This is a genomic window from Curtobacterium sp. MR_MD2014 (genome assembly GCF_000772085.1).
Lineage (GTDB): Bacteria > Actinomycetota > Actinomycetes > Actinomycetales > Microbacteriaceae > Curtobacterium.
In genome coordinates, this window is record NZ_CP009755.1 from 2168681 (window position 1) to 2189834 (window position 21154).

Below are 21154 nucleotides of genomic sequence, written 5' to 3' on the forward strand. Positions count from 1 at the left end.
CCATCGTATCGACGCGGGGACCCGGTTACGACCGCACCGTCGGTCCCCGACGGAACCACGCGCCGGTCCGGAGGCGCGGAGCCAGCGGGCACCGTGCCTCCCGTCCGTGGGACGGTAGCGACGTGCGTCAGAAGTCGAGCAGGCGCGGCACGAACAGCTGGAGGTCGAGCCAGAGCGCGCCCGCCGCCGCGAACGCGACGACGAAGACACCGACCGTCACCGACAGCCGAGCCCGGCGCGTCGTCCAGAGGGCGACCACGAACGCGACGGGCGCGATCGCGATGTCGAGGACGAGCCAGCCCCAGGGAGTGCTGCGCTGCAGCGACGAACCACCGGAGGTCGTCTCGAGGAACGTGTTGAACGCGCGAACCGACTGCGAGACGGTGACGAGGTTCCCGACACTCTGGACGGTCATGTAGGCGAACAGCGCGCCGAAGACCACCCAGACGACGATGCGGCCGACGAGCGGGGACGAGGTCCGGCGGGCTGCCGGTGTCGTGGCGGTCACCCGAAGCTCCTGGTCATGAGGAACGGCCAGGGGAAGAGCACGGCGGCTCCGAGCAGCATCCACAGCAGCCGCGTGCGGGTCCGACGACCACGACCGGCCCAGAGCACCACGGTGAACCACAGCGCGGGCGCAACGATCGACAGGAAGCGGAGGACCTCGACGAAGACGGTGAGCAGCGTGTCGACGTTCGCGACGTACGCGGTCGAGGCGGTGAGCAGCCACGCCACCGTGTAGAGCAGGTAGAGCCCGCCGAAGACCCCGAAGCCGACCAGGGCACCGGAGGTCTCCGGGCGCTCCGGGTCGCGTCCGCCGTGGCCCTTCACCGTGACCGGGTTGTGGGCCGCGTCGACGTGGGTCGCGTCGTCCGCGTCGCCCCAGCTGAGGGCGTCGTCGTCGTGGTCGACCGAGCCGTCGGGCGGGGATGCTGCCGTGGTCATGGGGACGATTCTACGAGGGACCCGCGACGGCGGACACCACGAGGGATCGCTCAGACGTCGGCGGGCTGGGTCGCGAGGACCCCGGCGACGACGTCGCGCACCGCGGGGAACAGCGGGTGGCTCTCCACGAGCCCGGTCAGGATCTCGGTGAGTGCGTGCGCCGTCGCGCCGGAGCGGAGCAGGGCGTGCAGCTCGATCGACTCGGGGTCGTTCTCGTCGTCGAACGCCAGGGCGACCCGGACCGCTCCGAGCAGGTGCTCGACCGGGAGCCCGCGTTCGGCCAGCTGCGACGCCGGGCCGATGAAGCGCTCACGCCGTCCGAGCTTCCGCAGCGGGTTGCGCCCCACACGCGCCGTGGTGTCCGGCAGGAGCGGGTTCGCGATGCGGGTGAGGTTCGCAGCGACGTAGCGGGCGTGCTCGGCCGGGTCGAACCCGTGCTTGGCGACCAGCAGCGCGGTCGTCTCGGCGAGGACCCCGTCGACCTCGGCGCGGACCTCGCGGTCCTCGAGGGCCTCGCGGATGAGTCGGATCCCGCGGACGAAGCCGTGGTACGCCGCGGTCGCGTGGGCGGTGTTCACCGTGTAGAGCTTCCGCTCGACGAACGGCTGCAGGTCGTCGACCCAGGTGACGCCGTCGATCTGCGGCGGCTCGGCGTCGGACGGAGCGAAGGGGGTGCGCTCGATGACCCACTCGTAGAACGGCTCGAGCACGACGTCGAGACCACCGGACTGTCCGAGCACCCCGGACTGGTCCGGGACGATGCGGTCGATCGCGCAGTTCGCGAAGACCGCCGCGACGTGACGGTCCTCGAGGATCGGGGCGCGTCGGATGCTGGCGTGCAGCGAGTCCGTCGCGTTGAAGGCGTTCTCGCAGGCCACGACCGTGACGTCGCCGCGCTCGGGCGCCCGTGCCGCGAGGCCCTCGGCGATGACGGGGGCGACGAGCGGCAGCGTGCGTGCACCGACGGCGGTCGTGACGACGTCGGCCTCGGCGATCGCCTGGACGACGCGCTCACGGTCGGTCTTGCTGCTGAGTGCACGGAAGCCGTACACGAGGTGTTCGACGGGCTGCTCGCCGACCTCGTGGACCACGAAGCGGCCGGCGTCGTTGAGCGCGGAGACCACGCGGTCGTCCACGTCGACGAAGGTGAGCTCGTAACCGCTCGCGACCAGGAACTGACCCACGAACCCGCGCCCGATCTTGCCGGCGCCGATGTGGACCGCTCGCTTCGTCACCGCCATCCGATGATCCTCCCACGTCGGAGGACCCGGTCGTGACCACTCCTCGCGACGCCGCGGAGCGGCATCGGCAGCACTGCAGGACGGGTCACGGAAGCGGAGCGCCCGGGTACGGGGACGCCACGGGGGCGCCAGGTGCTGGCGCTGGAGCTGGAGGGGTACAGGTGCATGTCGTTCGGGTCACGTCGCGAGGCGGCGGTGCGAACGCACCGCCGCCTCGGGAGTCGGGTGGTCGACCGCAGACTACCGCGCGGCCGAGCCGTCCACGTAGTCGGCGTCGTTCGACTTCCACGCGAACAGCGCGCGGAGCTCGCGGCCGGTGGCCTCGATCGGGTGGCCCTCGCCCTTCGCGCGGAGCTCCTTGAACTCCGGCGCGCCGGCGTCCTGGTCCTCGATGAAGCGCTTGGCGAAGGTGCCGTCCTGGATGTCGGAGAGCACGGCCTTCATGTTCTCCTTGACCTCGGGCGAGATCACGCGGGGGCCGGAGACGTAGTCACCGAACTCGGCGGTGTCGGAGATCGACCAGCGCTGCTTGGTGAGGCCGCCCTCCCAGATGAGGTCGACGATGAGCTTGAGCTCGTGCAGGACCTCGAAGTAGGCGATCTGCGGCTGGTAGCCCGCCTCGACCAGGGTCTCGAAGCCGTACTGGATGAGCTGCGACGTGCCACCGCAGAGGACGGCCTGCTCACCGAACAGGTCGGTCTCGGTCTCCTCGGTGAAGGTCGTCTTGATGCCGCCGGAACGCAGGCCGCCGATGGCCTTGGCGTACGACCAGGCGAGGTCCCAGGCGCTGCCGGAGGCGTCGACCTCGACGGCGACGATCACGGGCACACCACGGCCGGCCTCGTACTCGCGACGGACGGTGTGCCCCGGGCCCTTCGGCGCGACGAGCGCGACGTCGACGCCCTCGGGGGCCTCGATGTAGCCGTAGCGGATGTTGAAGCCGTGGCCGAAGACGAGCGTCGCGCCGTCCTTCAGGTTCGGCTCGATGTCCTCGGCGTAGACGATGCGCTGCACCTGGTCCGGCGCGAGGATCACGACGACGTCGGCGTTCTTCGTCGCCTCGGCCGGGGTGAGGACCTCGAAGCCCGCCTCGGTCGCCTTGTCGCGGCTCTTCGAGCCCTCCTGGAGGCCGATGACGACCTCGACGCCGGAGTCACGGAGGTTGAGCGCGTGGGCGTGGCCCTGCGAGCCGTAGCCGATGACGGCGACCTTCTTGCCCTGGATGAGCGTCAGGTCGGCGTCGGCGTCGTACACGATGTCAGTCACGAGGGTGTGTCTCCTTGGTTCTGGTGGCTTGTGGTGTGCGGACGGGAGGCGCGTGGCGGGACCGCCCCGCGCCTCCCGCCCGGAAGCGGGGTGTGCTCAGCGCACGCGGTCGGTGATGCTCTTCGGCCCACGGCCCATGCCGAGCAGACCGGCGCGGGCGAGTTCCTTGACGCCGTAGGGCTCGAGGACGCGGAGGATCGCCTGGATCTTGCCCGGGTCGCCGGTCACCTCGACGATGAGCGAGTCGGTCGCCACGTCGACGACCTGCGCGCGGAAGAGGTTCACGGCCTCGAGCACGGCCGAGCGGGTCTGGTTGTCGACGCGGACCTTCACGAGCATGTGCTCGCGCTGCACCGACTGCGAGAAGTCGAGCTCGACGATCTTGATGACGTTGACGAGCTTGTTGAGCTGCTTCGTCACCTGCTCCAGCGGCAGGTCCTCGACGTCGACGACGACCGTGATCCGGGACAGGCCCTCGACCTCGGTGCCGCCCACGGCGAGCGACTCGATGTTGAAGCCGCGCCGGGCGAACAGCCCCGCGACGCGCGTCAGCAGACCGGGCTTGTCCTCGACGAGGAGGGAGAGGACGTGGCTCATGCGGTTTCTCCCGTCATGTCGGCGTCCTCGTCGTCCCAGGTCGGGGCGAGGGCCTGGGCGTACTCGATGGACGAGTTGCTGACCCCCTGCGGGACCATGGGCCAGACCATCGAGTCGCGGCTGACCACGAAGTCGATCACCACGGGGCGGTCGTTCGTCTCGAGGGCGAGCTGGATGGCGGCGTCGACCTCGTCCGCCTTCTCGACGCGGATCCCGAGGGCACCGTAGGCGTCGGCGAGCTTCACGAAGTCCGGGACGCGGCGCGTGCCGTGACCGGTCTGCAGGTCGGTGAAGGAGTGTCGCCCGTCGTAGAACAGCGTCTGCCACTGCCGCACCATGCCGAGCGAGGAGTTGTTGATGACCGCGACCTTGATCGGGATGTCGTTGATGACGCAGGTCGCGAGCTCCTGGTTCGTCATCTGGAAGCAACCGTCGCCGTCGATCGCCCAGACCACGCGGTCCGGTTGGGCGACCTTCGCGCCCATCGCCGCGGGGACCGAGTAGCCCATGGTGCCGGCGCCACCCGAGTTCAGCCAGGCGTTCGGCCGCTCGTACCGGATGAACTGCGCGGACCACATCTGGTGCTGACCGACCCCGGAGGCGAACACGCCCTCGGGACCGGTGAGCTCACCGATGCGCTTGATGATCGCCTGCGGCGCGAGCAGCCCGTCGGTCGGCTCCGCGTACCCGAGCGGGAAGTCCTGCCGGAGCTGGTCGAGCTTCGCCCACCAGGCGCTCGTGTCCGCCCGGTCGGCGGAGACGTCCTCCCAGGCGTCGAGGAGGTCGACGAGGACCTCGCGGGCGTCGCCGACGATCGGCACGTCGGCGAAGCGGATCTTCGAGATCTCCGCGGGGTCGATGTCGACGTGCACGACCTTGGCGTGCGGCGCGAACTCGTCCGCCTTGCCCGTCACCCGGTCGTCGAAGCGCGCACCGAGGGCGACGATGAGGTCGCTCTCCTGCAGGCCGAGCACCGCGGGCACCGTGCCGTGCATGCCCGGCATGCCGAGGTGCTGCTGGTGCGAGTCCGGGAAGGCGCCACGGGCCATGAGGGTCGTGACGACCGGCGCACCGGTGGCCTCGGCGAAGCGCAGGAGCTCGGCCGACGCACCGGAGCGGACGACGCCGCCGCCGACGTACAGCACCGGACGCTCGGCCTCGGCCAGCAGCTGGGCCGCGGCCGTGATCTGCTTGCCGTGCGCCTTCGTGACCGGACGGTAGCCGGGCAGGTCGATCTTCGGCGGCCAGACGTACGGCGCCGACTTCTGCTGGGCGTCCTTCGTGATGTCGACGAGCACCGGGCCCGGGCGACCCGTCGTGGCGATCTGGTGGGCCGCGGCCAGCGTCGCCGGCACGTCGGCCGGGTCGGTCACGAGGAACGAGTGCTTCGTGATCGGCATCGTGATGCCGACGATGTCGGCCTCCTGGAAGGCGTCGGTGCCCATCAGGGTCGAGAACACCTGCCCGGTGATCGCGATGAACGGCACCGAGTCCATGTAGGCGTCGGCGATCGCCGTGACGAGGTTCGTCGCACCGGGACCGGACGTCGCGATGGCGACACCGACCTTGCCGGACGAGGAGGCGTACCCCTCGGCGGCGTGGCCGGCACCCTGCTCGTGGCGCACGAGGACGTGGCGGATGGTCGTCGACGCCATGAGCTCGTCGTAGAACGGGATGATCGCGCCGCCGGGCAGGCCGAAGACGTCGGTGATCCCGAGGTGCTCGAGCGTCCGCAGGACGGCTCCCGAGCCGGTCAGGATCTCGGGCGACCGCCGCGTACCGGCGGCCGCGGACAGCGGAGTGGCTTCCGTGGGCATGAGGTGGTCCTTGCCTGGAGGGATGGCGGTTCGAACGTGTCGACGCTAGCCCGTGACCGCGCCCTTGGCGGCGGACTGGACGAGCTTCGCGAACTTCGCGAGGACTCCGCGGGTGTAGCGCGGGGGCAGCGGGGCCCAGCCTTCTCGGCGGGCCTCCAGCTCGGCGTCGTCGACCAGTAGGTCGAGCGAGCGAGCCGCGATGTCGACACGGATGCGGTCGCCATCGCGCACGAATGCCACTGGACCTGCGTCCACGGCTTCCGGTGCGATGTGGCCGATGCACAGGCCGGTTGTGCCGCCTGAGAATCGTCCGTCCGTCAACAGTAGTACATCCTTGCCCAGGCCCGCGCCCTTGATGGCAGCGGTGATGGCGAGCATCTCGCGCATGCCGGGGCCGCCCTTCGGGCCCTCGTAGCGGATGACCACCACGTCGCCCTTCTGGATCCGTCCCTCGGTCAGGGCGTCCATGGCGGCGCGTTCGCGGTCGAACACCCGCGCCGGGCCCTCGAACACGGCGGCGTCGAAGCCGGCGGTCTTCACGACGGCACCCTCGGGCGCGAACGAGCCCTTGAGGATCGTCAGTCCACCGGTGGTGTGGATCGGGTTGTCGAGCTTCCGGAAGACCTCGCCGTCGAGCTCCGGCGGGTCGATCTCGGCCAGGTTCTCGGCGAGGGTCTTGCCGGTGACGGTCATGACGTCGCCGTGCAGCAGACCGGCCTCGAGCAGCGCCTTCATGATCACCGGGATGCCGCCGTTGCGGTCGACGTCGACCATGACGTACTTGCCGAACGGCTTCATGTCCGCCAGGTGCGGCACCTTCGAGCCGATGCGGTTGAAGTCGTCGAGGCTCAGCTCGACCTCGGCCTCGTGCGCGATCGCGAGCAGGTGCAGCACGACGTTGGTCGAGCCTCCCAGCGCCATCGCGACGGCGATGGCGTTCTCGAACGCCTCCTTCGTCAGGATCTGGCGGGCGGTGAGCCCGAGGCGCAGCATGTTGACGACCGCCTCGCCGGAGCGGTGGGCGTAGTAGTCACGGCGACGGTCGGCGCTCGGCGGGGCCGCGGACCCGGGCAGCGACATGCCGAGGGCCTCGGCCACGCTCGCCATCGTGTTCGCGGTGTACATCCCGCCGCAGGCGCCCTCGCCCGGGACGATCGCGCACTCGATCTCCTTGAGCTCGGCCTCGGTCATGGTGCCGGCCTTGCACGCACCGACGCCCTCGAAGGAGTCGATGATCGTGACCTCCTTGAAGGAGCCGTCGGCCTGCTTCACGTAGCCCGGCATGACCGAACCCGCGTAGAGGAAGACGCTCGCGAGGTCCAGGCGCGCGGCGGCCATGAGCATGCCGGGGAGCGACTTGTCGCAGCCGGCGAGCAGCACGGTGCCGTCGAGGCGCTCGGCGTTGACGACCGTCTCGACGCTGTCGGCGATGACCTCGCGGGAGACGAGCGAGAAGTGCATGCCCTCGTGGCCCATCGAGATGCCGTCGGAGACGGAGATGGTGCCGAACTGCAGCGGGTACCCGCCGCCGGAGTGCACGCCCTCCTTCGCGCCCTGGGCGAGGCGGTCGAGCGAGAGGTTGCAGGGGGTGATCTCGTTCCAGGACGAGGCGATCCCGATCTGCGGCTTGTCCCAGTCGGCGTCGCCCATGCCGACGGCGCGGAGCATGCCACGCGAGGTGGTCGCTTCGATCCCGTCGGTGACGACCCGGCTGCGCGGCTTCACGTCGATGTCAGGCATGGAGGCAGTCTAGGACCAGTTGGGATACCACCCGGACACCGTTGCGCGGACGGGAGGCGCGGGGCCGGGTCGTCAGCGCGTCGCGCGCAGGCGTCCGAGCTGCTTCAGGACGTCGGTGAGCGCCGCAGGGTCGGCCACGCGGTGGGCGGCGAGCGTGTCGCCCTCCCCCACCTTCACGCCGACGTCGCCGTCGCGGAGCACCCGGAAGGCGTCCTCGTCGGTGACGTCGTCGCCGGCGAAGAACACCGCGTCGGCGCCGCGGAGCCCGCGCAGTCGATCGATCGCGTCGCCCTTCGTGACGTGCCGGACGGCGAACTCGACGATGTCCTTGCCGCCGCGCTCCAGCACGTCCGGGTCTGCTGCGTGCGCCGCCTCGTGCGCCGCCGCGTTCGCCGCGGCCGCGTCCTCGACGCTCGCCCGCCGGGTGTGCACACCGTGGCCGGCCGGCTTGTGCTCGATCACGACGTCGGGGAACCGTGCACCGACCTCGTCGAGGGCAGCGCCGACCCGTTCGACCCGCGCGAGCTCGTCGTCGCTCAGCGCGGCCTCGTCGTGGCCGTCCACGCGCCACTCGACACCGTGCGACCCGACGAGCGCCATGCCGTCGGGTGCGTGCGACACCCGGGCGAGCCCCTCGAGCGGACGCCCGGAGACGAGCACGACCTCGGTGTCGCGGGCGCGCTGCAGGGTGAGCACCGCGGCCCAGGAGCCGGGGAGCGCCCCGACCCGTGCGGGGTCGTCGGCGAAGGGTGCGAGCGTGCCGTCGAAGTCGAGGGCGACGAGCAGTCGCGGCGCAGCCGCGAGCGTCTCGAGGGCCGCCGCCAGGACGGCCGGGTCGGTGGAGACCTCAGGCACCGCGTGCCTCCCGGGTGTCCTCGGCGGCACGCGCCTTCTGCGCGTCCTGGTCGAAGATCGACATCCCGTCGTCCTCCGCCTCGCGGTGCCGCTCGCCGCCGTCGTCGGACGGGTCGATCCGCGACCCGCGCGGGGCGTGCCGGTCGAGCGCCTCGAGGAACGAGCGGGACCACCGGGCCACGTCGTTGTCGCGGACGCGCTTGCGGAGCGCGCGCATGCGCGTGGAGCGCTCGCGGCGGGGCATCTCGATGGCGCGCTGGATCGAGTCCTTCAGCGCGCCGATGTCGTGCGGGTTGACGATGACGGCCTGCTTGAGCTCGTCGGCGGCACCCGCGAACTCGGACAGGATGAGCACGCCGTCGTTGTCGAACCGGGCGGCCACGTACTCCTTCGCGACCAGGTTCATGCCGTCGCGCAGGGCCGTGACGAGCATGATGTCGGCGGCCAGGTAGAGCGCCACCATCTCCTCGCGCGGGTACCCGTGGTGCAGGTACGCGATCGGCTGGTGGCCGATGACCCCGAGGTCGCCGTTGATGCGGCCGACGGTGAGCTCGATCTCGTCACGCAGCGTCGCGTAGGTGTCGACCCGCTCGCGGCTCGGGCTCGCGACCTGCACGAGCGTGGCGTCCTCGACCGCGATCCGGCCGTCCTCGACGAGCTCGCCGAACGCCTTGATCCGGTGCCGGATGCCCTTCGTGTAGTCGAGCCGGTCGACGCCGAGCAGCACGGTCTTCGGGTTGCCGAGACTCTCGCGGATCTCCCGCGCGCGCTCCTGCACCTCGGGCCGGTGGGCGATCTCCTCGAAGCTCTCGGCATCGATGGAGATCGGGAAGTGCCGTGCCTCGACGTGCCGCACGGTGATGCCCTTGCGGCTCCGCGGGGCCGCCGGGTCGTCCACGGGGACGTCGATGGTCGACCCCTTGGTGGTGTAGCCCTTGATGTGCCGGACCGCGCGGAGGAAGTCGCTCGCGTCGTCCTGGCGCTGGAAGCCGATCACGTCGGCACCGAGCAGCCCGTCGAGGATCTGCGCGCGCCAGGGCAGCTGCGCGTAGATGCCGACCGGTGGGAACGGGATGTGGTTGAAGAAGCCGATCGTCAGGTCGGGGCGGCGCTCCCGCAGCAGCGCCGGCAGGAGCTGCAGCTGGTAGTCCTGCACCCACACGATGCCGTCCTGCTCGACGATCTCGGCGATCTGGTCGGCGAAGCGCTCGTTGACGCGTCGGTACGCGATCCACCAGTCGCGGTGGTAGCTCGGGTGCTCGATGACGTCGTGGTAGAGCGGCCACAGCGTGTCGTTGCTGAACCCCTCGTAGTACTCCTCGACGTCGGCGGCGCTGAGCGGCACCGGCACGATGTGGATGCCCTCGTTGTCGAACGGTGCGACCTCGACGTCCGGCTGGCCGACCCACCCGACCCAGGCGCCGTCGTTGGCGCGCATGACCGGTTCGAGCGCCGTCACCAGCCCGCCGGGCGAGTGCCGCCACCCCTCGTTGCCGTCCTCGTCGACGACGCGGTCCACCGGGAGGCGGTTCGAGGCGACGACGAAGGCGTAGCGGTCCGGGTCGGTGTCTGCTGCCATGGGGTGCTGGTGTCTCCGTTCCCTCCGGCCGGTGCGCCGGGATCGAGGCCGACGGTACCAGCGGAGGGGCGGCCGGCTCTCGGTGCGCCGTCACTAGGCTCGTCGCCATGGTCATGACACGGGCGTGGCGGGACGGCACCGCGGTGGAGCGGGACTTCCCCGTCGAACGGGTGTCGGACCTGCTGGAGCGCGACGACGGCACCTTCGTGTGGGTGGACCACGTCGACCCGGACCCCGGTGACCTGGACCAGCTCGAGGACGAGCTCGGGGTGCACGCGCTCGCGGTCGAGGACGCCCTCGAGCACGGGCAGCGGCCGAAGCTCGACCGCTACCGGGACAGCCTGTTCCTGGTCGTCTACGACGTCGACGGCCTCGACGCCGAGGGCGAGCTCGTCACGCACGAGGTGAAGGCCTTCGTCACGCACCGGGCGCTCGTGACCATCCACGGCCCCGACGTCGACCTCGGCGCCGTCGAACGGCGGCTGGAGGCGAACGCCGACCTGGCCGACCGCGGGGTGCCCTGGCTCGTCTGGGGACTCCTCGACGCCGTCGTCGACCACGCCACGAAGGCCGTCGAGGACATCGAGGCACGCATCGACGACCTCGAGGACGACCTGTTCGAGCACGGGGACCCGCGCGAGCAGCAGGTCCAGCGCCGGTCCTTCCGGCTGCGGAAGGCGCTCGGCGTGCTCCGGCGGCAGGTCGTGCCCACGCGCGACAGCGTCGGGTCCCTGCTGCACGGCGACGCCGAGACGATCGCCGACGGCATCCGCCCGTACCTCCGTGACGTCGAGGACCACCTCGTGACGATCGCGGACTCGGTCGAGCAGCTCCGCGACGCGGTGTCGAGCGTCCTCGACACGAACCTGAACCTGGCGTCGAACCGGCAGAACACCGTGATGAAGAAGGTGACGAGCTGGGCGGCGATCATCGCGATCCCGACCGCCATCACCGGGTTCTTCGGGCAGAACGTGACGTTCCCCGGGGAGGGGCACTGGAGCGGACTGGCCGCGTCGGTGTCGCTGATCGTCGCGACGTCGCTCGTGCTCTACCGCGTGTTCAAGAGCAAGGACTGGCTGTAGCCGGCCGCCTCAGAGCTGCAGCGCGAGCACACCGGCGACGACGGTGAGCGGCGCGACCACGCACCCCAGCGCCATGTAGCGTCCCCACGACAGGTGCACGCCCTCGGCCGACAGCCGTGCGTGCCACAGCAGCGTCGCGAGCGAGGCCCACGGCGTGATGAGGCACCCCGCGTTCACGCCGACCAGGAGCGCCGCGTAGCGCAGCGCCTCGTGGCCGGCGGCCGGCTCGAGCACCAGGTACGCGGGCAGGTTGTCGATCGCGTTCGCCGCGACCCCGCCGGCACCGCCGAGCAGCAGGAGCGACCCGGTGTCGGTGCCACCGGACAGCGCCTGCACGATCGGGTCGGTGAGCCCCGTGGCGTGCAGGGTCTCGACGACGACGAACAGCCCGGCCGCGAAGACGAGCGTCGCCCAGGGGACGCGGGACGGCCGGAGCTCGGACGGCGCGCGGAACGCGGCGACGACGACGAGCAGCGCCGCCGCGACGAGCGCCGCGACCCAGACCGTCACGCCGGCGGTCAGCGCGACCACGAGCAGGACGAGCACCACCGAGGCCGCCCAGAAGAACAGCGGGTCGCGCGGCCGTCGCACGTCGACCGGCGTGTACCGGCCGAAGAGCTTCCCGCGGAACACCACGAGGAGCACCGCGCACGGCACGACGACCCCGGCGAGCGCCGCCCACACCATGAGGCCGGCGAACGGGATCGGGCCGTCGAGGCCGATCCCGTCGACGGCGAGCAGGTTCGTCAGGTTCGACACCGGCAGCAGGAGCGACGCCGTGTTGGCGAGCCACACGGTCGTGAGCGCGAAGGGCATCGGCGGCAGCCCGACGCGACGCGCGAGCGTGATGACGATCGGGGTGAGGAGCACCGCCGTGGTGTCGATGCTCAGGAAGACCGTGCAGACCACCGCGAGCACGACGACGGCCGCCCAGAGGCCGATCGTGCGCCCGCCGCCGACCCGGGCCGCCAGGTCGGCGAGCCGGTCGAAGACCCCGGCGTCGGCCGCGAGCTCCGACACGATCGTCAGCCCGAGCACGAACGCGAGCACCGGGACGACCCGGTCGGCCAGCGCGCCGAGGTCCGAGAGGGGCAGCAGCCCGAGCGCGACGCAGACGGCGCCCACGACGAGCAGCACTCCCCCGATGACGGCCTGGCGCACGGTGTCTCCTCGCTCTGCGGACCGGCAGGGCGACCGGCGGCGCTCCAATGTAGCGGCCGGTAGCGTGGCGGGGACGACCAGGAGGAGGAACCCGTGCGGAAGTTCATGTTCAGCGGTGCGGTGTGGAGTTCGATCATCAGCGGCTACAGCGTCGTGCAGACCACCCGGCAGGGGCCGCGCGACTGGCGCCTGGCCCTCACGTGGATCGCGTGGCTCGCGACGACGATCGTCGCGCTCGGCACGGTCGTCGAGGACGACCGAGCCGTCAAGGCGCGCCAGCGCTAGGACGCACGTCGCGGTCACGACGGTGACCGGACGACGGACGGGAGGCGCGGTACCCACCGGTACCGCGCCTCCCGTCCGTCGTCCCGTGGCGTCGCGACCTGCGGACGCCCGTGCGGTCAGCGCAGGCTGTCAGGGCGTGCGGTCAGCGCTCGGGCGGGACCTCGTCCGGACGGATGTCGGACGTCTGGATCGGACCGGTGAACAGCGCGGTGCGCTCGTCGCCCTCGCGGAAGAGCGCAGCGTCCTGCTCCTCGGTGCGGGCGCGGCGCTCGCCGACGCGCTCGGTGCCCTGCGTGACCTGCACCCGCTGACGGGGCAGGGCGTCGGGGTGCTCGCGCTGCACCCACTCGACCATCTCCTCGCGGACGTAGCAGCGCAGGTCGAACAGGCCGCCGGCGTCCGGAGCGGACACCAGGATGCGGACCCGCACGAGCCCGCTCACCGCGTCGGTGACCTGGAGCACCTTGGTCCGACCGTCCCAGATCGTCGAGGTCGACAGGATGCGGTCGAGCTCCCCGCGCATCTCGGTCGGACTGATCCGCCAGTCGAGGTCGAACTCGACCGCGCCCAGCAGCTCGCTGCCGGTGCGGGTCCAGTTCTCGAACGGCGTGGACGTGAAGTAGGTCGACGGGAGCACGAACCGGCGGTCGTCCCACAGGTGCACGACGACGTAGGTCAGGGTGATCTCCTCGATGCGCCCCCACTGCTGCTCGACCACGACGACGTCGTCGACGCGGATCGACCCGGAGAACGCGAGCTGCATGCCGGCGAACACGTTGCCGAGGGTGGACTGCGCCGCGAGACCCGCGACGACGGAGATGAGTCCGGCCGAGGCCAGGACGCTCGCGCCCGCTGCCTCGACCCCGGGGAAGGTCAGCAGGATCGCGCCGACCGCGATGATGACGAGCACGGCGACCGTGAGTCGGCGGATGATGAGGACCTGGGTGCGGATGCGCCGTGCCACCCGGTTGTCCGGGACGTCGACGCGGTAGCGGTGCAGGCCGAGGTCCTCGAGGAAGATGGCGATCTGGCACGCCAGCCAGCAGCCGACGGCGATGGTGGCGATGAGGAAGGCGTGCGAGACCTCGTCGCGCCACGGGTAGGTGTCCTCGTCGTGCGGGATGCTCGTCGTGAAGGCCGTCCAGAGCAGCGCGATGAGCAGGATCGACCGCGCGGGGTGCTTGGTGCGCCGGGACAGGACCGCGGCCCAGCGTTCCCGGCGGGCGATGGTCCGGAGCACGAGGTGCAGGACGAGCGCTGCGGCGGCCGTCACGAGCAGGGCGATCCCGATCGCGACGAGGAGTCGGAGGAGGGTGTCCATCCGTCCATGCTGTCGGACCGGCGTCGGTGGGCGTTCAGCGTCGGCACACCTGTGGTGTCGTTCAGGGTGGGCTCCCGTTCCACCCCGGGCCGTCCACGCATGTAGGTTGGCGCGCATGACAGCGCAGAACGACACGGGTGTTGCGAAGCCCGCGAACGACTTCTCGCACGAGCAGGAGGGCTACCAGCACGGTCTGAAGCCCCGGCAACTGCAGATGATCGCGATCGGTGGGGCCATCGGCACCGGGCTCTTCCTCGGCGCGGGCGGACGCCTGAACACCGCCGGCCCCGCGCTGGCGGTCACCTACCTGATCGCCGGCGTCTTCGCGTTCTTCATCCTGCGCGCGCTGGGCGAGCTCGTCCTGCACCGCCCGTCCTCCGGGTCGTTCATCTCCTACGCCCGCGAGTTCTACGGCGAGAAGTTCGCCTACGCAGCCGGGTGGATGTACTTCCTGAACTGGGCGATGACCTCGATCGTGGACACGACCGCCGTCGCGCTGTACCTCCACTACTGGAGTGCGTTCACCGCGGCACCGCAGTGGCTCCTCGCGCTCATCGCCCTCGTCGTCGTGCTCGCCGCCAACATGGTCGCCGTCAAGGTGTTCGGCGAGCTCGAGTTCTGGTTCGCGCTCATCAAGGTCGCCGCACTCGTCGCGTTCCTCGTGATCGCCCTCGTCTGGCTGATCTTCGCCTTCCCGGTGGAGACCGGCGGCGAGGCGGTCCGCACGGGCTTCTCGATCTGGGCCGACAACGGCGGACTCATCCCGAACGGTGTGCTGCCGGCGGTGCTCGTCGTCCAGGGCGTCGTGTTCGCCTACGCCGCCATCGAGCTCGTCGGCACCGCGTCCGGTGAGACCCAGGACACCGAGAAGGTCATCCCCCGCGCCATCAACTCCGTCGTCTTCCGCATCGCGGTCTTCTACGTCGGGTCGGTCGTCCTGCTCTCCCTCCTCCTGCCGTACACGTCGTACAAGGACGGGCAGAGCCCCTTCGTGACGTTCTTCTCGTCGCTCGGCAACCCGCAGGTCGGCGTCGTCGCCGGGTCGATCATGAACTTCGTGGTGCTCACCGCGGCGCTCTCGTCGCTGAACGCGGGGCTGTACTCCACCGGCCGCGCGCTGCACTCGATGGGCATGAACGGCTCCGCGCCGAAGTGGACCACGAAGATGTCGAAGGGCGGTGTGCCGTACGCCGGCATCCTGCTCACCGCGGCGTTCACCGTCGCGGGCGTCGCCCTCAACTACTTCGTGCCGGCGCAGGCGTTCGAGATCGCGCTGAACGTCGCGAGCCTCGGCATCATCACCGCGTGGGGCACGATCATCCTCTGCCAGATGAAGCTGCGGCAGTGGGCGAAGCAGGGGCTCGCGAAGGAGCCGTCGTTCAAGCTGCCCGGCGCTCCGGTCACCTCGTGGTTGACGCTCGCGTTCCTGGCGTCGGTGGTCGTGCTCATGGCGATCGACTACCCCGTCGGCACGTACACGATCGCCTCGCTCGTGGTCATCATCCCGCTGCTGATCGTCGGCTGGTTCCTGCAGCGCGACCGCATCCTCCGCATCGCCGCGCTCCGCGAGGGTGTGACCGGGCCGTTCCCGATCGGTGTGCGCGACCCCGCGAACCAGGTCCGCCGCGACGGACAGGACGGGTCGGGCAGCTCCCGCGGCTGATCGCGCCTCCCGGACAGGGTCCGGTGCGCGCCGGTACGATCGGCGCGTGCCGGACCCTTCTGTCTCCCCCACGCTCGACCTCCAACTCACCTGGCGTGGCACCTTCGGGCGGATCCGGGTCTACGACGACACCGTCCGCGCGGAGACGAGCTTCGAGCGCGACGCACTGACGCAGGTGCCGACTGACCTGATCACCGGGTGGCGCATCGAGCCGTGCGACTTCGACGCGGTGTGCGTGGAGTTCGTCTGCGAGGACGAGACGTTCCGCGTGCTGCTCGACACCGGCGACGAGCGGGTGGCGCGGCTCGGGCTCGAGCGGGCGCTCGGGGCGCCGCTGCCGCCGGCTTCCTGAGCCGTCCGGGTCGCTCGCCGCGCGCGAGACGCCGGCGGCGGCGCGAGACGCCGGCTTCAGCGCGAGACGCTTGCATCAGTTCGAGACGCCTGCGTTCGTGCGAGACACCGCAGGCGCCGCGAGACGCCGCCGGATACAGCGGCGTCTCGCCGGCACGGCGGCGTCTCGCCGGCACGGCGGCGTCTCACGGGCGCGTGGTGACCACGGACGGACGGGAGGCGCGGTACCAGCCGGCACCGCGCCTCCCGTCCGTCAGGTGGCCACTCGGACCGCGTCAGACCAGCAGCAGGATCCCCGCGACCACGGCGGCGAGGGCGATCGCGAAGGCGATGAGCAGCAGCACCAGGTGCACCGTGTAGAACGTCGTCGGCTTGCCGGCCGCGTCGCGCGCCCGGCTGTCCTTCGCGACCCGCTGGAAGAAGCGCGGCCAGGTCACGAGGTTGAACACGGCGGCGAGGAACAGGACGATGGCGGCGAAGACGGTCACCCGACGAGTCTAGACAGCGACGCGATCCCGGCTCGTGACCGGAGCGTGAGCCCGGGGGTGCTCGGCCGCCCCCAACGCGGCCGAGACCTCCCCGGCGTGCCGACGACGAGGGACCCCGCCGTGTAGCACGTGCTACAGACCCTACACGGAAGCACGCCGCAACGTCGAGCGCTGCTCGGGAACGTGATCCGACCGATGCAGACGAGCAGGACTCAGACGGAGTCGCGAGCAGGCGCGAGCGCTTCGTCGAGCGCGGACTCCGCCTCGGCGAGCACGATGCGCTCGTCGGCGTCCAGCGGTCGGCGCGAGCGGCGGGCACCGTCGTTGATCTCCACGATGGTCCGGCTGAGCCGCGTCGCGGTGTCCTCGGTCGCCGGGTAGGCGTTGTCGGTACCGATGCGGGCGTGCAGCGGCTCGAGGGCGGCCAGGGCGGCGTCCAGGCGGCGCGCACGGCGTCGACGGGAGAGCTGGTGGCCGATGACCAGCAGCAGCATCCCCGAGGCCATGCAGAGCACCGCGCCGGGCGTCGTGACGTCGTACGGCGGGGTGAGCGCGCGGGTGACGTCGAGGCGACCGACCACGTGTGCGACGTCCATCACGGCGACGACGACCATCCGCACGACACCGAGGACCCCGCCGAGCACGATCACCCACAGCCCGACCAGGTCCGCCGCCGTCCGGGCCTCCCGCAGGCGCATGATGCAGATCACACCGGTGGCGCCGACCGCGGTGCCGAGGTAGGTCGTCTGCGCGATCGAGTAGACGGCCGCGGCGGGCTGGTGCCCCGCGACGAGCATGAACGTCGTCGTGGTCGGCGGCTGGTCGAGCGCGAGGAACGCCGCCACGACCACCACCACGACGACCACGAACGCGACGATGATGGCGGTCCGCAGCCACCGCCACGCTGCGCCGACGGCCTTCGCGACGCCCCAGAGGAGCGTGCTCGTCCCGGCGATCATCAGGCAGTCGCTGACGACCGTGACGACGTTGCGGCCACCGACGAGCGGGTCGAGCCAGCGGTACAGCGGATCGACGTTCGTGACGATCGTCGCGGTGAACAGCAGGAACGTCACCGCGAGCGTCCGGTCCTGCCCCCGCTGCAGTCGGAACAGCACCACCGTCCCGACGACGAGGACCACCGCCATCGTGACGGAGACGATCACCCGAAGACCCCGCGGAAGGCGCTCGGACGACCTCGGTTCGACCGGATGAGGGCGGCGAGGCGGTCGGCGAAGAGCTCGGCCTCGTGCTCGTAGGTGTTCGAGAACAGCCCGCGCGCGAGTGCTCGCTCCACCTTGTACTCGGGGACGTCCGGGATCACGTCGCGCACGTAGGCCGACTGTGCCGCGTGCTCCGAGTGCCGGTGCAGCACGTGCCCGAGCTCGTGGCCGATGACGAACGACCGGAACGTCGCCGAGTTCGTCGGGGAGATCATCACGAGGTGCTGGTGCTCGAGCGTCGCCACGAACCCGCAGACCGGCTCGGCGCTGAGGAACGACTCCTCGCGCACGACGACCGGCTTGCCGACGTGGTCGGCGGCAGCGGCGACGGCCTGGTCGATGTCCGACCAGCCCTCGGCTGCCCCGCGGGCCCAGAAGGCCTCGACCGAGGGGTCCGTCACGCCACACCCCCTCGTGCCGACTCCTCCTCGAGCACCTGGGCGATGCGCCGCAGGGCCTCGGGTGAGAGCTCCCCCGGGAACGTCCGCGCGGCGAAGCCGCTCACCCGTGCCGACCGCAGCGCACGGACGAGCGCGATCTGGGCGCCGATCCGTTCGGGCACCGCACTGTCCTCGAGCAGGAAGCGTTCGTCGACCTCGAAGAACCCGGCGAGCAGGCGCAGGAGGTCGGTGTCCCGGTTGCGTCGGCCGTCGCCGGAGAGCATGTACGTCCACTTGGCGCGGGAGAGCGAACCGCCCTGCGCCGCGACGTACTCCTCGATCGCCGCGAAGGGCACGGGAGCGCCGCGCTGCGACTCCTCGAAGTCGAGCAACAGGTTGAGTCGACGAGCGAGCTCGGCAGCGTCGAGCGCGCCGCCCCTGGGATCCACGGTCGTCATGTCGATCGGACTCCTCCCCAGTCGTCGGCTGTGCACGCCATGGTAGCGCGGGCCGCCGACGGCGCGCGGCTACCCTCGAGCACGTGCCCCGCCACTTCCCGTCGACCATCGCCGGCACCGTCGAGCACGAGATCGTCGTCACGAGGTCGCGGTTCGTCACCACGGTCGTCCCCGTCAGCGGGGTCGAGGACGCGGAGCGCGCCGTCGCCGAGGTCCGCCGCCGGTACTGGGACGCCCGGCACAACTGCTCCGCGATGGTCACGGGGGTGCTCGGCGACCAGGCACGGTCCTCCGACGACGGGGAGCCGTCCGGGACCGCCGGGGTCCCCATGCTCGAGGTCCTGCGTCGCCGCGACCTGACCGACGTGGTCGCCGTCGTGACCCGGTACTTCGGTGGGGTGAAGCTCGGTGCGGGCGGACTCGTCCGCGCGTACTCGACCTCGGTGTCCGAGACGCTGGACCGCGCCACGACGCTGCAGCGCGTCGAGCTGACCCGCGTCGACGTCACCGCGCCCCACGCGGACGCCGGCCGCATCGACAACGTGCTGCGGCAGTGGGTGCAGCAGCACGGAGCGACCTTCGACCCACCGACCTACGGCAGCACCGTCGGGTTCACGCTCTGGGTCCCCGAGGACGCGCTCGACGTCCTGGGTGCCGAGCTCGCGGCGGCGACGGGCGGTGCCCTCGCACCCCTCGTCGGCGGGACGCGCGTGGTCGACCTCCCGACCACCTGAGGCCGCCCCGGGGCGGACTCGAGAGCACGTCCGAGATCCTGGTCGCGGATCTGCGCCCCGACTGCAGTCCGCGCGTGTCGCCCTCCGGGGCCGCCGACCGGACCGTCCCGGGGAACGAAGAAGGCCCGGTCGGAGTGATCCGACCGGGCCTTGCGGTGCGCCCCCTCGGACTTGAACCGAGAACCCACTGATTAAGAGTCAGTTGCTCTGCCAATTGAGCTAGAGGCGCATGGTGTTCAGTTGTCTGTCGCTCTCGCACTTCCGTGCTGCAACGGGAAACAACATTAGCATGACTTTCGCGTGCCCACGACCACTCGGGCGCCGCGACCGAACAGGAGCACCATGACCGACCGTCTCGCAGCCGGCGACACCGCCCCCGACTTCACCCTCCCGGACCAGGACGGCGCGCAGCACAGCCTCGCGGACCTGCGGGGTCGCAAGGTGATCGTGTACTTCTACCCGGCGGCGTCGACCCCCGGGTGCACGACCGAGGCCTGCGACTTCCGCGACAACATGTCGTCGCTCCAGGCAGCCGGCTACGAGGTCCTGGGCATCTCGAAGGACGAGCCCGCGAAGCTCAAGACCTTCCAGCACGAGCAGGCGCTGACCTTCCCGCTCCTCAGCGACCCGGACCTGGCGGTGCACCGGGCGTACGCCGCGTGGGGCGAGAAGAACAACTACGGGAAGATCGTCACCGGCACGATCCGGTCGACGGTCGTCGTCGACGAGGACGGCGTCGTGCAGCTGCCGCTCTACAACGTGAAGGCGACCGGGCACGTGGCGAGCCTGCGGAAGAAGCTCGGCCTGGTCTGAGACCCGGCCACGTCACGGACGGGAGGCGCGCTGCCAGCTGGCAGCGCGCCTCCCGTGCGTCGGCACGTCCCGTTGAGCGGGGCGCGCTCTCGTCCGTCCCGGGGTCGCGGCTACTCGTCGCGAGCGTCGCGCGGGACGAGCCACCCCGTCACGGCACGCGAGAGCACCAGGGTGAGCCCGAGCAGCGCGGGGATCAGGAGGGCCCAGCCGACCCAGGCGACCCGGAACACGCCCTGGAACGCACCGATGGCCAGGGCGCCCTGCATCACCTGCCACACGAGGATGCCGGCGCGGACCCACGCCCGACGGTTGCGCAGCCCGACGACCAGCGAGACCAGCCACAGCGCGGCGACCGCGCAGAGCAGGGTGAGCGCGACGGCCGAGGCGATGCTCGACGACGGGGCGACGATCGACTCCACGAGCAGCACGACGGTCGTGACGACGAGCGCGAGGGCCTCGAGCCCCACCACGACGAGCAGGGTCGTGACGGCCGGCGGGCGGCCCGGGACGTGGTCCGGAGCGGTCGGGGTGGTGTCGGGCACAGCAAGCCTCCAGCATCGGGACCCTTGATTTGGTCATCCCAGTATGGAACGATATTCGAGGTCGTTTGGACGGCACGATGTGGTGTGCGTCTCCCGCGGTTCGACGCTTCTCCCCCGAGCGTCCAGCGGGCGTCAGACTCGCTCCCAGCGGAAGCCTCCCCCACAGGTTCCCCTCGTGCCCTGTGCATGCCAGCGTTCCGATCCCCGAGCCGCGGCCCCGGCCTGCCGTTCGAGCATCGACATCAAGGAGCACCACACATGGACTGGCGTGACCAGGCAGCCTGCCTCACCGCGGACCCCGAGCTCTTCTTCCCCGTTGGGAACACCGGACCGGCCGTCGACCAGATCGAGAAGGCGAAGTCGGTGTGCGCGCGGTGCACCGTGACCGAGATGTGCCTGCAGTACGCCCTCGAGAACAACCAGGACTCCGGTGTCTGGGGCGGCCTGAGCGAGGACGAGCGTCGTGCGCTGAAGCGCCGCGCTGCCCGCGCCCGCCGCGCCTCCTGACGCAGCGCTCCTGACACGACGACGCCCGTCGCTCCCCCGGGAGCGACGGGCGTCGTCGTGCGCGCGGGCGTCGCAGGCGTGCGGTGCCGCCCGGGGTCGCCCGCAGGAC

The 21154-nt window shown here is 71.1% G+C and carries 23 protein-coding genes and 1 tRNA gene; 7 read left to right on the top strand and 17 right to left on the bottom strand.

The window, feature by feature from the left end; genetic code table 11:
• Positions 1-127: 127 nt before the first annotated feature.
• The 9 genes from NI26_RS09975 to otsA form a co-directional block, all read right to left on the bottom strand.
• Positions 128-508 (bottom strand): hypothetical protein, encoded by a 381-nt coding sequence (locus NI26_RS09975; RefSeq protein ID WP_066654913.1) that lies wholly within the window; start codon positions 506-508, stop codon positions 128-130.
• On the bottom strand, positions 505-945 hold the full coding sequence (locus tag NI26_RS09980; protein WP_066654915.1) for a hypothetical protein: 441 nt from the start codon (positions 943-945) through the stop codon (positions 505-507). The genes NI26_RS09975 and NI26_RS09980 overlap by 4 nt, the downstream gene beginning before the upstream one ends.
• Positions 946-995: 50 nt before the next feature.
• Complete coding sequence (locus tag NI26_RS09985) at positions 996-2186, bottom strand: mannitol-1-phosphate 5-dehydrogenase (protein WP_066654917.1); 1191 nt, start codon at positions 2184-2186, stop codon at positions 996-998.
• A gap of 240 nt (positions 2187-2426) precedes the next feature.
• Positions 2427-3452 carry a ketol-acid reductoisomerase gene (gene ilvC / locus NI26_RS09990; RefSeq protein ID WP_066654919.1) on the bottom strand — a complete coding sequence of 342 codons (1026 nt, stop codon included), beginning with the start codon at positions 3450-3452 and terminating at the stop codon, positions 2427-2429.
• Positions 3453-3548: 96 nt separating this feature from the next.
• On the bottom strand, positions 3549-4049 hold the full coding sequence (gene ilvN / locus NI26_RS09995) for an acetolactate synthase small subunit (protein ID WP_066654921.1): 501 nt from the start codon (positions 4047-4049) through the stop codon (positions 3549-3551).
• The gene (locus NI26_RS10000; protein WP_066654924.1) at positions 4046-5866 is read right to left on the bottom strand and encodes an acetolactate synthase large subunit; all 1821 of its coding nucleotides are present in this window, start codon (positions 5864-5866) and stop codon (positions 4046-4048) included. The genes ilvN and NI26_RS10000 overlap by 4 nt, the downstream gene beginning before the upstream one ends.
• A gap of 45 nt (positions 5867-5911) precedes the next feature.
• Complete coding sequence (gene ilvD / locus NI26_RS10005) at positions 5912-7606, bottom strand: dihydroxy-acid dehydratase (RefSeq protein WP_066654925.1); 1695 nt, start codon at positions 7604-7606, stop codon at positions 5912-5914.
• Positions 7607-7678: 72 nt separating this feature from the next.
• The gene (gene otsB / locus NI26_RS10010; protein ID WP_066654927.1) at positions 7679-8461 is read right to left on the bottom strand and encodes a trehalose-phosphatase; all 783 of its coding nucleotides are present in this window, start codon (positions 8459-8461) and stop codon (positions 7679-7681) included.
• Positions 8454-10040, bottom strand: a complete 1587-nt coding sequence (gene otsA / locus NI26_RS10015) for an alpha,alpha-trehalose-phosphate synthase (UDP-forming) (RefSeq protein ID WP_066654929.1) — start codon at positions 10038-10040, stop codon at positions 8454-8456. Before otsA ends, otsB begins: the two co-directional genes overlap by 8 nt.
• Positions 10041-10147: 107 nt before the next feature.
• On the opposite strand from otsA, the gene NI26_RS10020 reads away from it, so the two are divergent.
• Positions 10148-11122 (top strand): magnesium transporter CorA family protein, encoded by a 975-nt coding sequence (locus NI26_RS10020; RefSeq protein ID WP_066654931.1) that lies wholly within the window; start codon positions 10148-10150, stop codon positions 11120-11122.
• A 9-nt stretch (positions 11123-11131) separates the two neighbouring features.
• Here the strand turns inward: NI26_RS10020 and NI26_RS10025 are convergent, their stop codons facing one another.
• Complete coding sequence (locus tag NI26_RS10025; RefSeq protein ID WP_066654936.1) at positions 11132-12283, bottom strand: SLC13 family permease; 1152 nt, start codon at positions 12281-12283, stop codon at positions 11132-11134.
• Positions 12284-12376: 93 nt separating this feature from the next.
• On the opposite strand from NI26_RS10025, the gene NI26_RS10030 reads away from it, so the two are divergent.
• Positions 12377-12568, top strand: a complete 192-nt coding sequence (locus NI26_RS10030) for a hypothetical protein (RefSeq protein WP_058728987.1) — start codon at positions 12377-12379, stop codon at positions 12566-12568.
• A gap of 142 nt (positions 12569-12710) precedes the next feature.
• Here the strand turns inward: NI26_RS10030 and NI26_RS10035 are convergent, their stop codons facing one another.
• Positions 12711-13889, bottom strand: a complete 1179-nt coding sequence (locus tag NI26_RS10035) for a mechanosensitive ion channel family protein (RefSeq protein WP_066654941.1) — start codon at positions 13887-13889, stop codon at positions 12711-12713.
• A gap of 115 nt (positions 13890-14004) precedes the next feature.
• On the opposite strand from NI26_RS10035, the gene NI26_RS10040 reads away from it, so the two are divergent.
• Both NI26_RS10040 and NI26_RS10045 read left to right on the top strand, forming a co-directional pair.
• Positions 14005-15552 carry an amino acid permease gene (locus tag NI26_RS10040; protein WP_066654943.1) on the top strand — a complete coding sequence of 516 codons (1548 nt, stop codon included), beginning with the start codon at positions 14005-14007 and terminating at the stop codon, positions 15550-15552.
• 46 nt (positions 15553-15598) lie between these two features.
• Positions 15599-15904: a hypothetical protein gene (locus NI26_RS10045; protein ID WP_066654944.1), complete on the top strand. Its 306-nt coding sequence runs from the start codon at positions 15599-15601 to the stop codon at positions 15902-15904.
• 274 nt (positions 15905-16178) lie between these two features.
• Here the strand turns inward: NI26_RS10045 and NI26_RS10050 are convergent, their stop codons facing one another.
• The 4 genes from NI26_RS10050 to NI26_RS16915 all read right to left on the bottom strand — a co-directional run bounded on the left by NI26_RS10050 (position 16179) and on the right by NI26_RS16915 (position 18449).
• Entirely contained in the window at positions 16179-16391 is a 213-nt protein-coding gene (locus NI26_RS10050; RefSeq protein WP_066654946.1) for an SCO4848 family membrane protein, read from the bottom strand.
• Between the two features lie 212 nt (positions 16392-16603).
• Positions 16604-17554 (bottom strand): hypothetical protein, encoded by a 951-nt coding sequence (locus tag NI26_RS10055; protein WP_066654950.1) that lies wholly within the window; start codon positions 17552-17554, stop codon positions 16604-16606.
• The gene (locus NI26_RS16910) at positions 17551-18012 is read right to left on the bottom strand and encodes an ImmA/IrrE family metallo-endopeptidase (RefSeq protein ID WP_066654952.1); all 462 of its coding nucleotides are present in this window, start codon (positions 18010-18012) and stop codon (positions 17551-17553) included. Before NI26_RS16910 ends, NI26_RS10055 begins: the two co-directional genes overlap by 4 nt.
• Positions 18009-18449 carry a hypothetical protein gene (locus NI26_RS16915; RefSeq protein ID WP_066654954.1) on the bottom strand — a complete coding sequence of 147 codons (441 nt, stop codon included), beginning with the start codon at positions 18447-18449 and terminating at the stop codon, positions 18009-18011. Before NI26_RS16915 ends, NI26_RS16910 begins: the two co-directional genes overlap by 4 nt.
• Positions 18450-18532: 83 nt before the next feature.
• Between NI26_RS16915 and NI26_RS10070 the strand changes: the two genes are divergently transcribed.
• Positions 18533-19183, top strand: a complete 651-nt coding sequence (locus NI26_RS10070; protein WP_066654956.1) for an IMPACT family protein — start codon at positions 18533-18535, stop codon at positions 19181-19183.
• A gap of 156 nt (positions 19184-19339) precedes the next feature.
• On the opposite strand, the gene NI26_RS10075 is transcribed toward NI26_RS10070, so the two are convergent.
• Positions 19340-19412: transfer RNA gene (locus NI26_RS10075), tRNA-Lys, on the bottom strand.
• Between the two features lie 113 nt (positions 19413-19525).
• Here NI26_RS10075 and bcp point away from each other — a divergent pair.
• Positions 19526-19996 (top strand): thioredoxin-dependent thiol peroxidase, encoded by a 471-nt coding sequence (gene bcp, locus NI26_RS10080; protein WP_066654958.1) that lies wholly within the window; start codon positions 19526-19528, stop codon positions 19994-19996.
• 110 nt (positions 19997-20106) lie between these two features.
• Here bcp and NI26_RS10085 read toward each other — a convergent pair whose 3' ends face one another.
• On the bottom strand, positions 20107-20538 hold the full coding sequence (locus NI26_RS10085) for a hypothetical protein (RefSeq protein ID WP_066654959.1): 432 nt from the start codon (positions 20536-20538) through the stop codon (positions 20107-20109).
• Positions 20539-20796: 258 nt separating this feature from the next.
• Here NI26_RS10085 and NI26_RS10090 point away from each other — a divergent pair, with 258 nt between their 5' ends.
• A complete protein-coding gene (locus NI26_RS10090) occupies positions 20797-21045 on the top strand; it encodes a WhiB family transcriptional regulator (RefSeq protein ID WP_022904217.1) in 249 nt (82 codons plus the stop codon).
• Positions 21046-21154 lie beyond the last annotated feature (109 nt).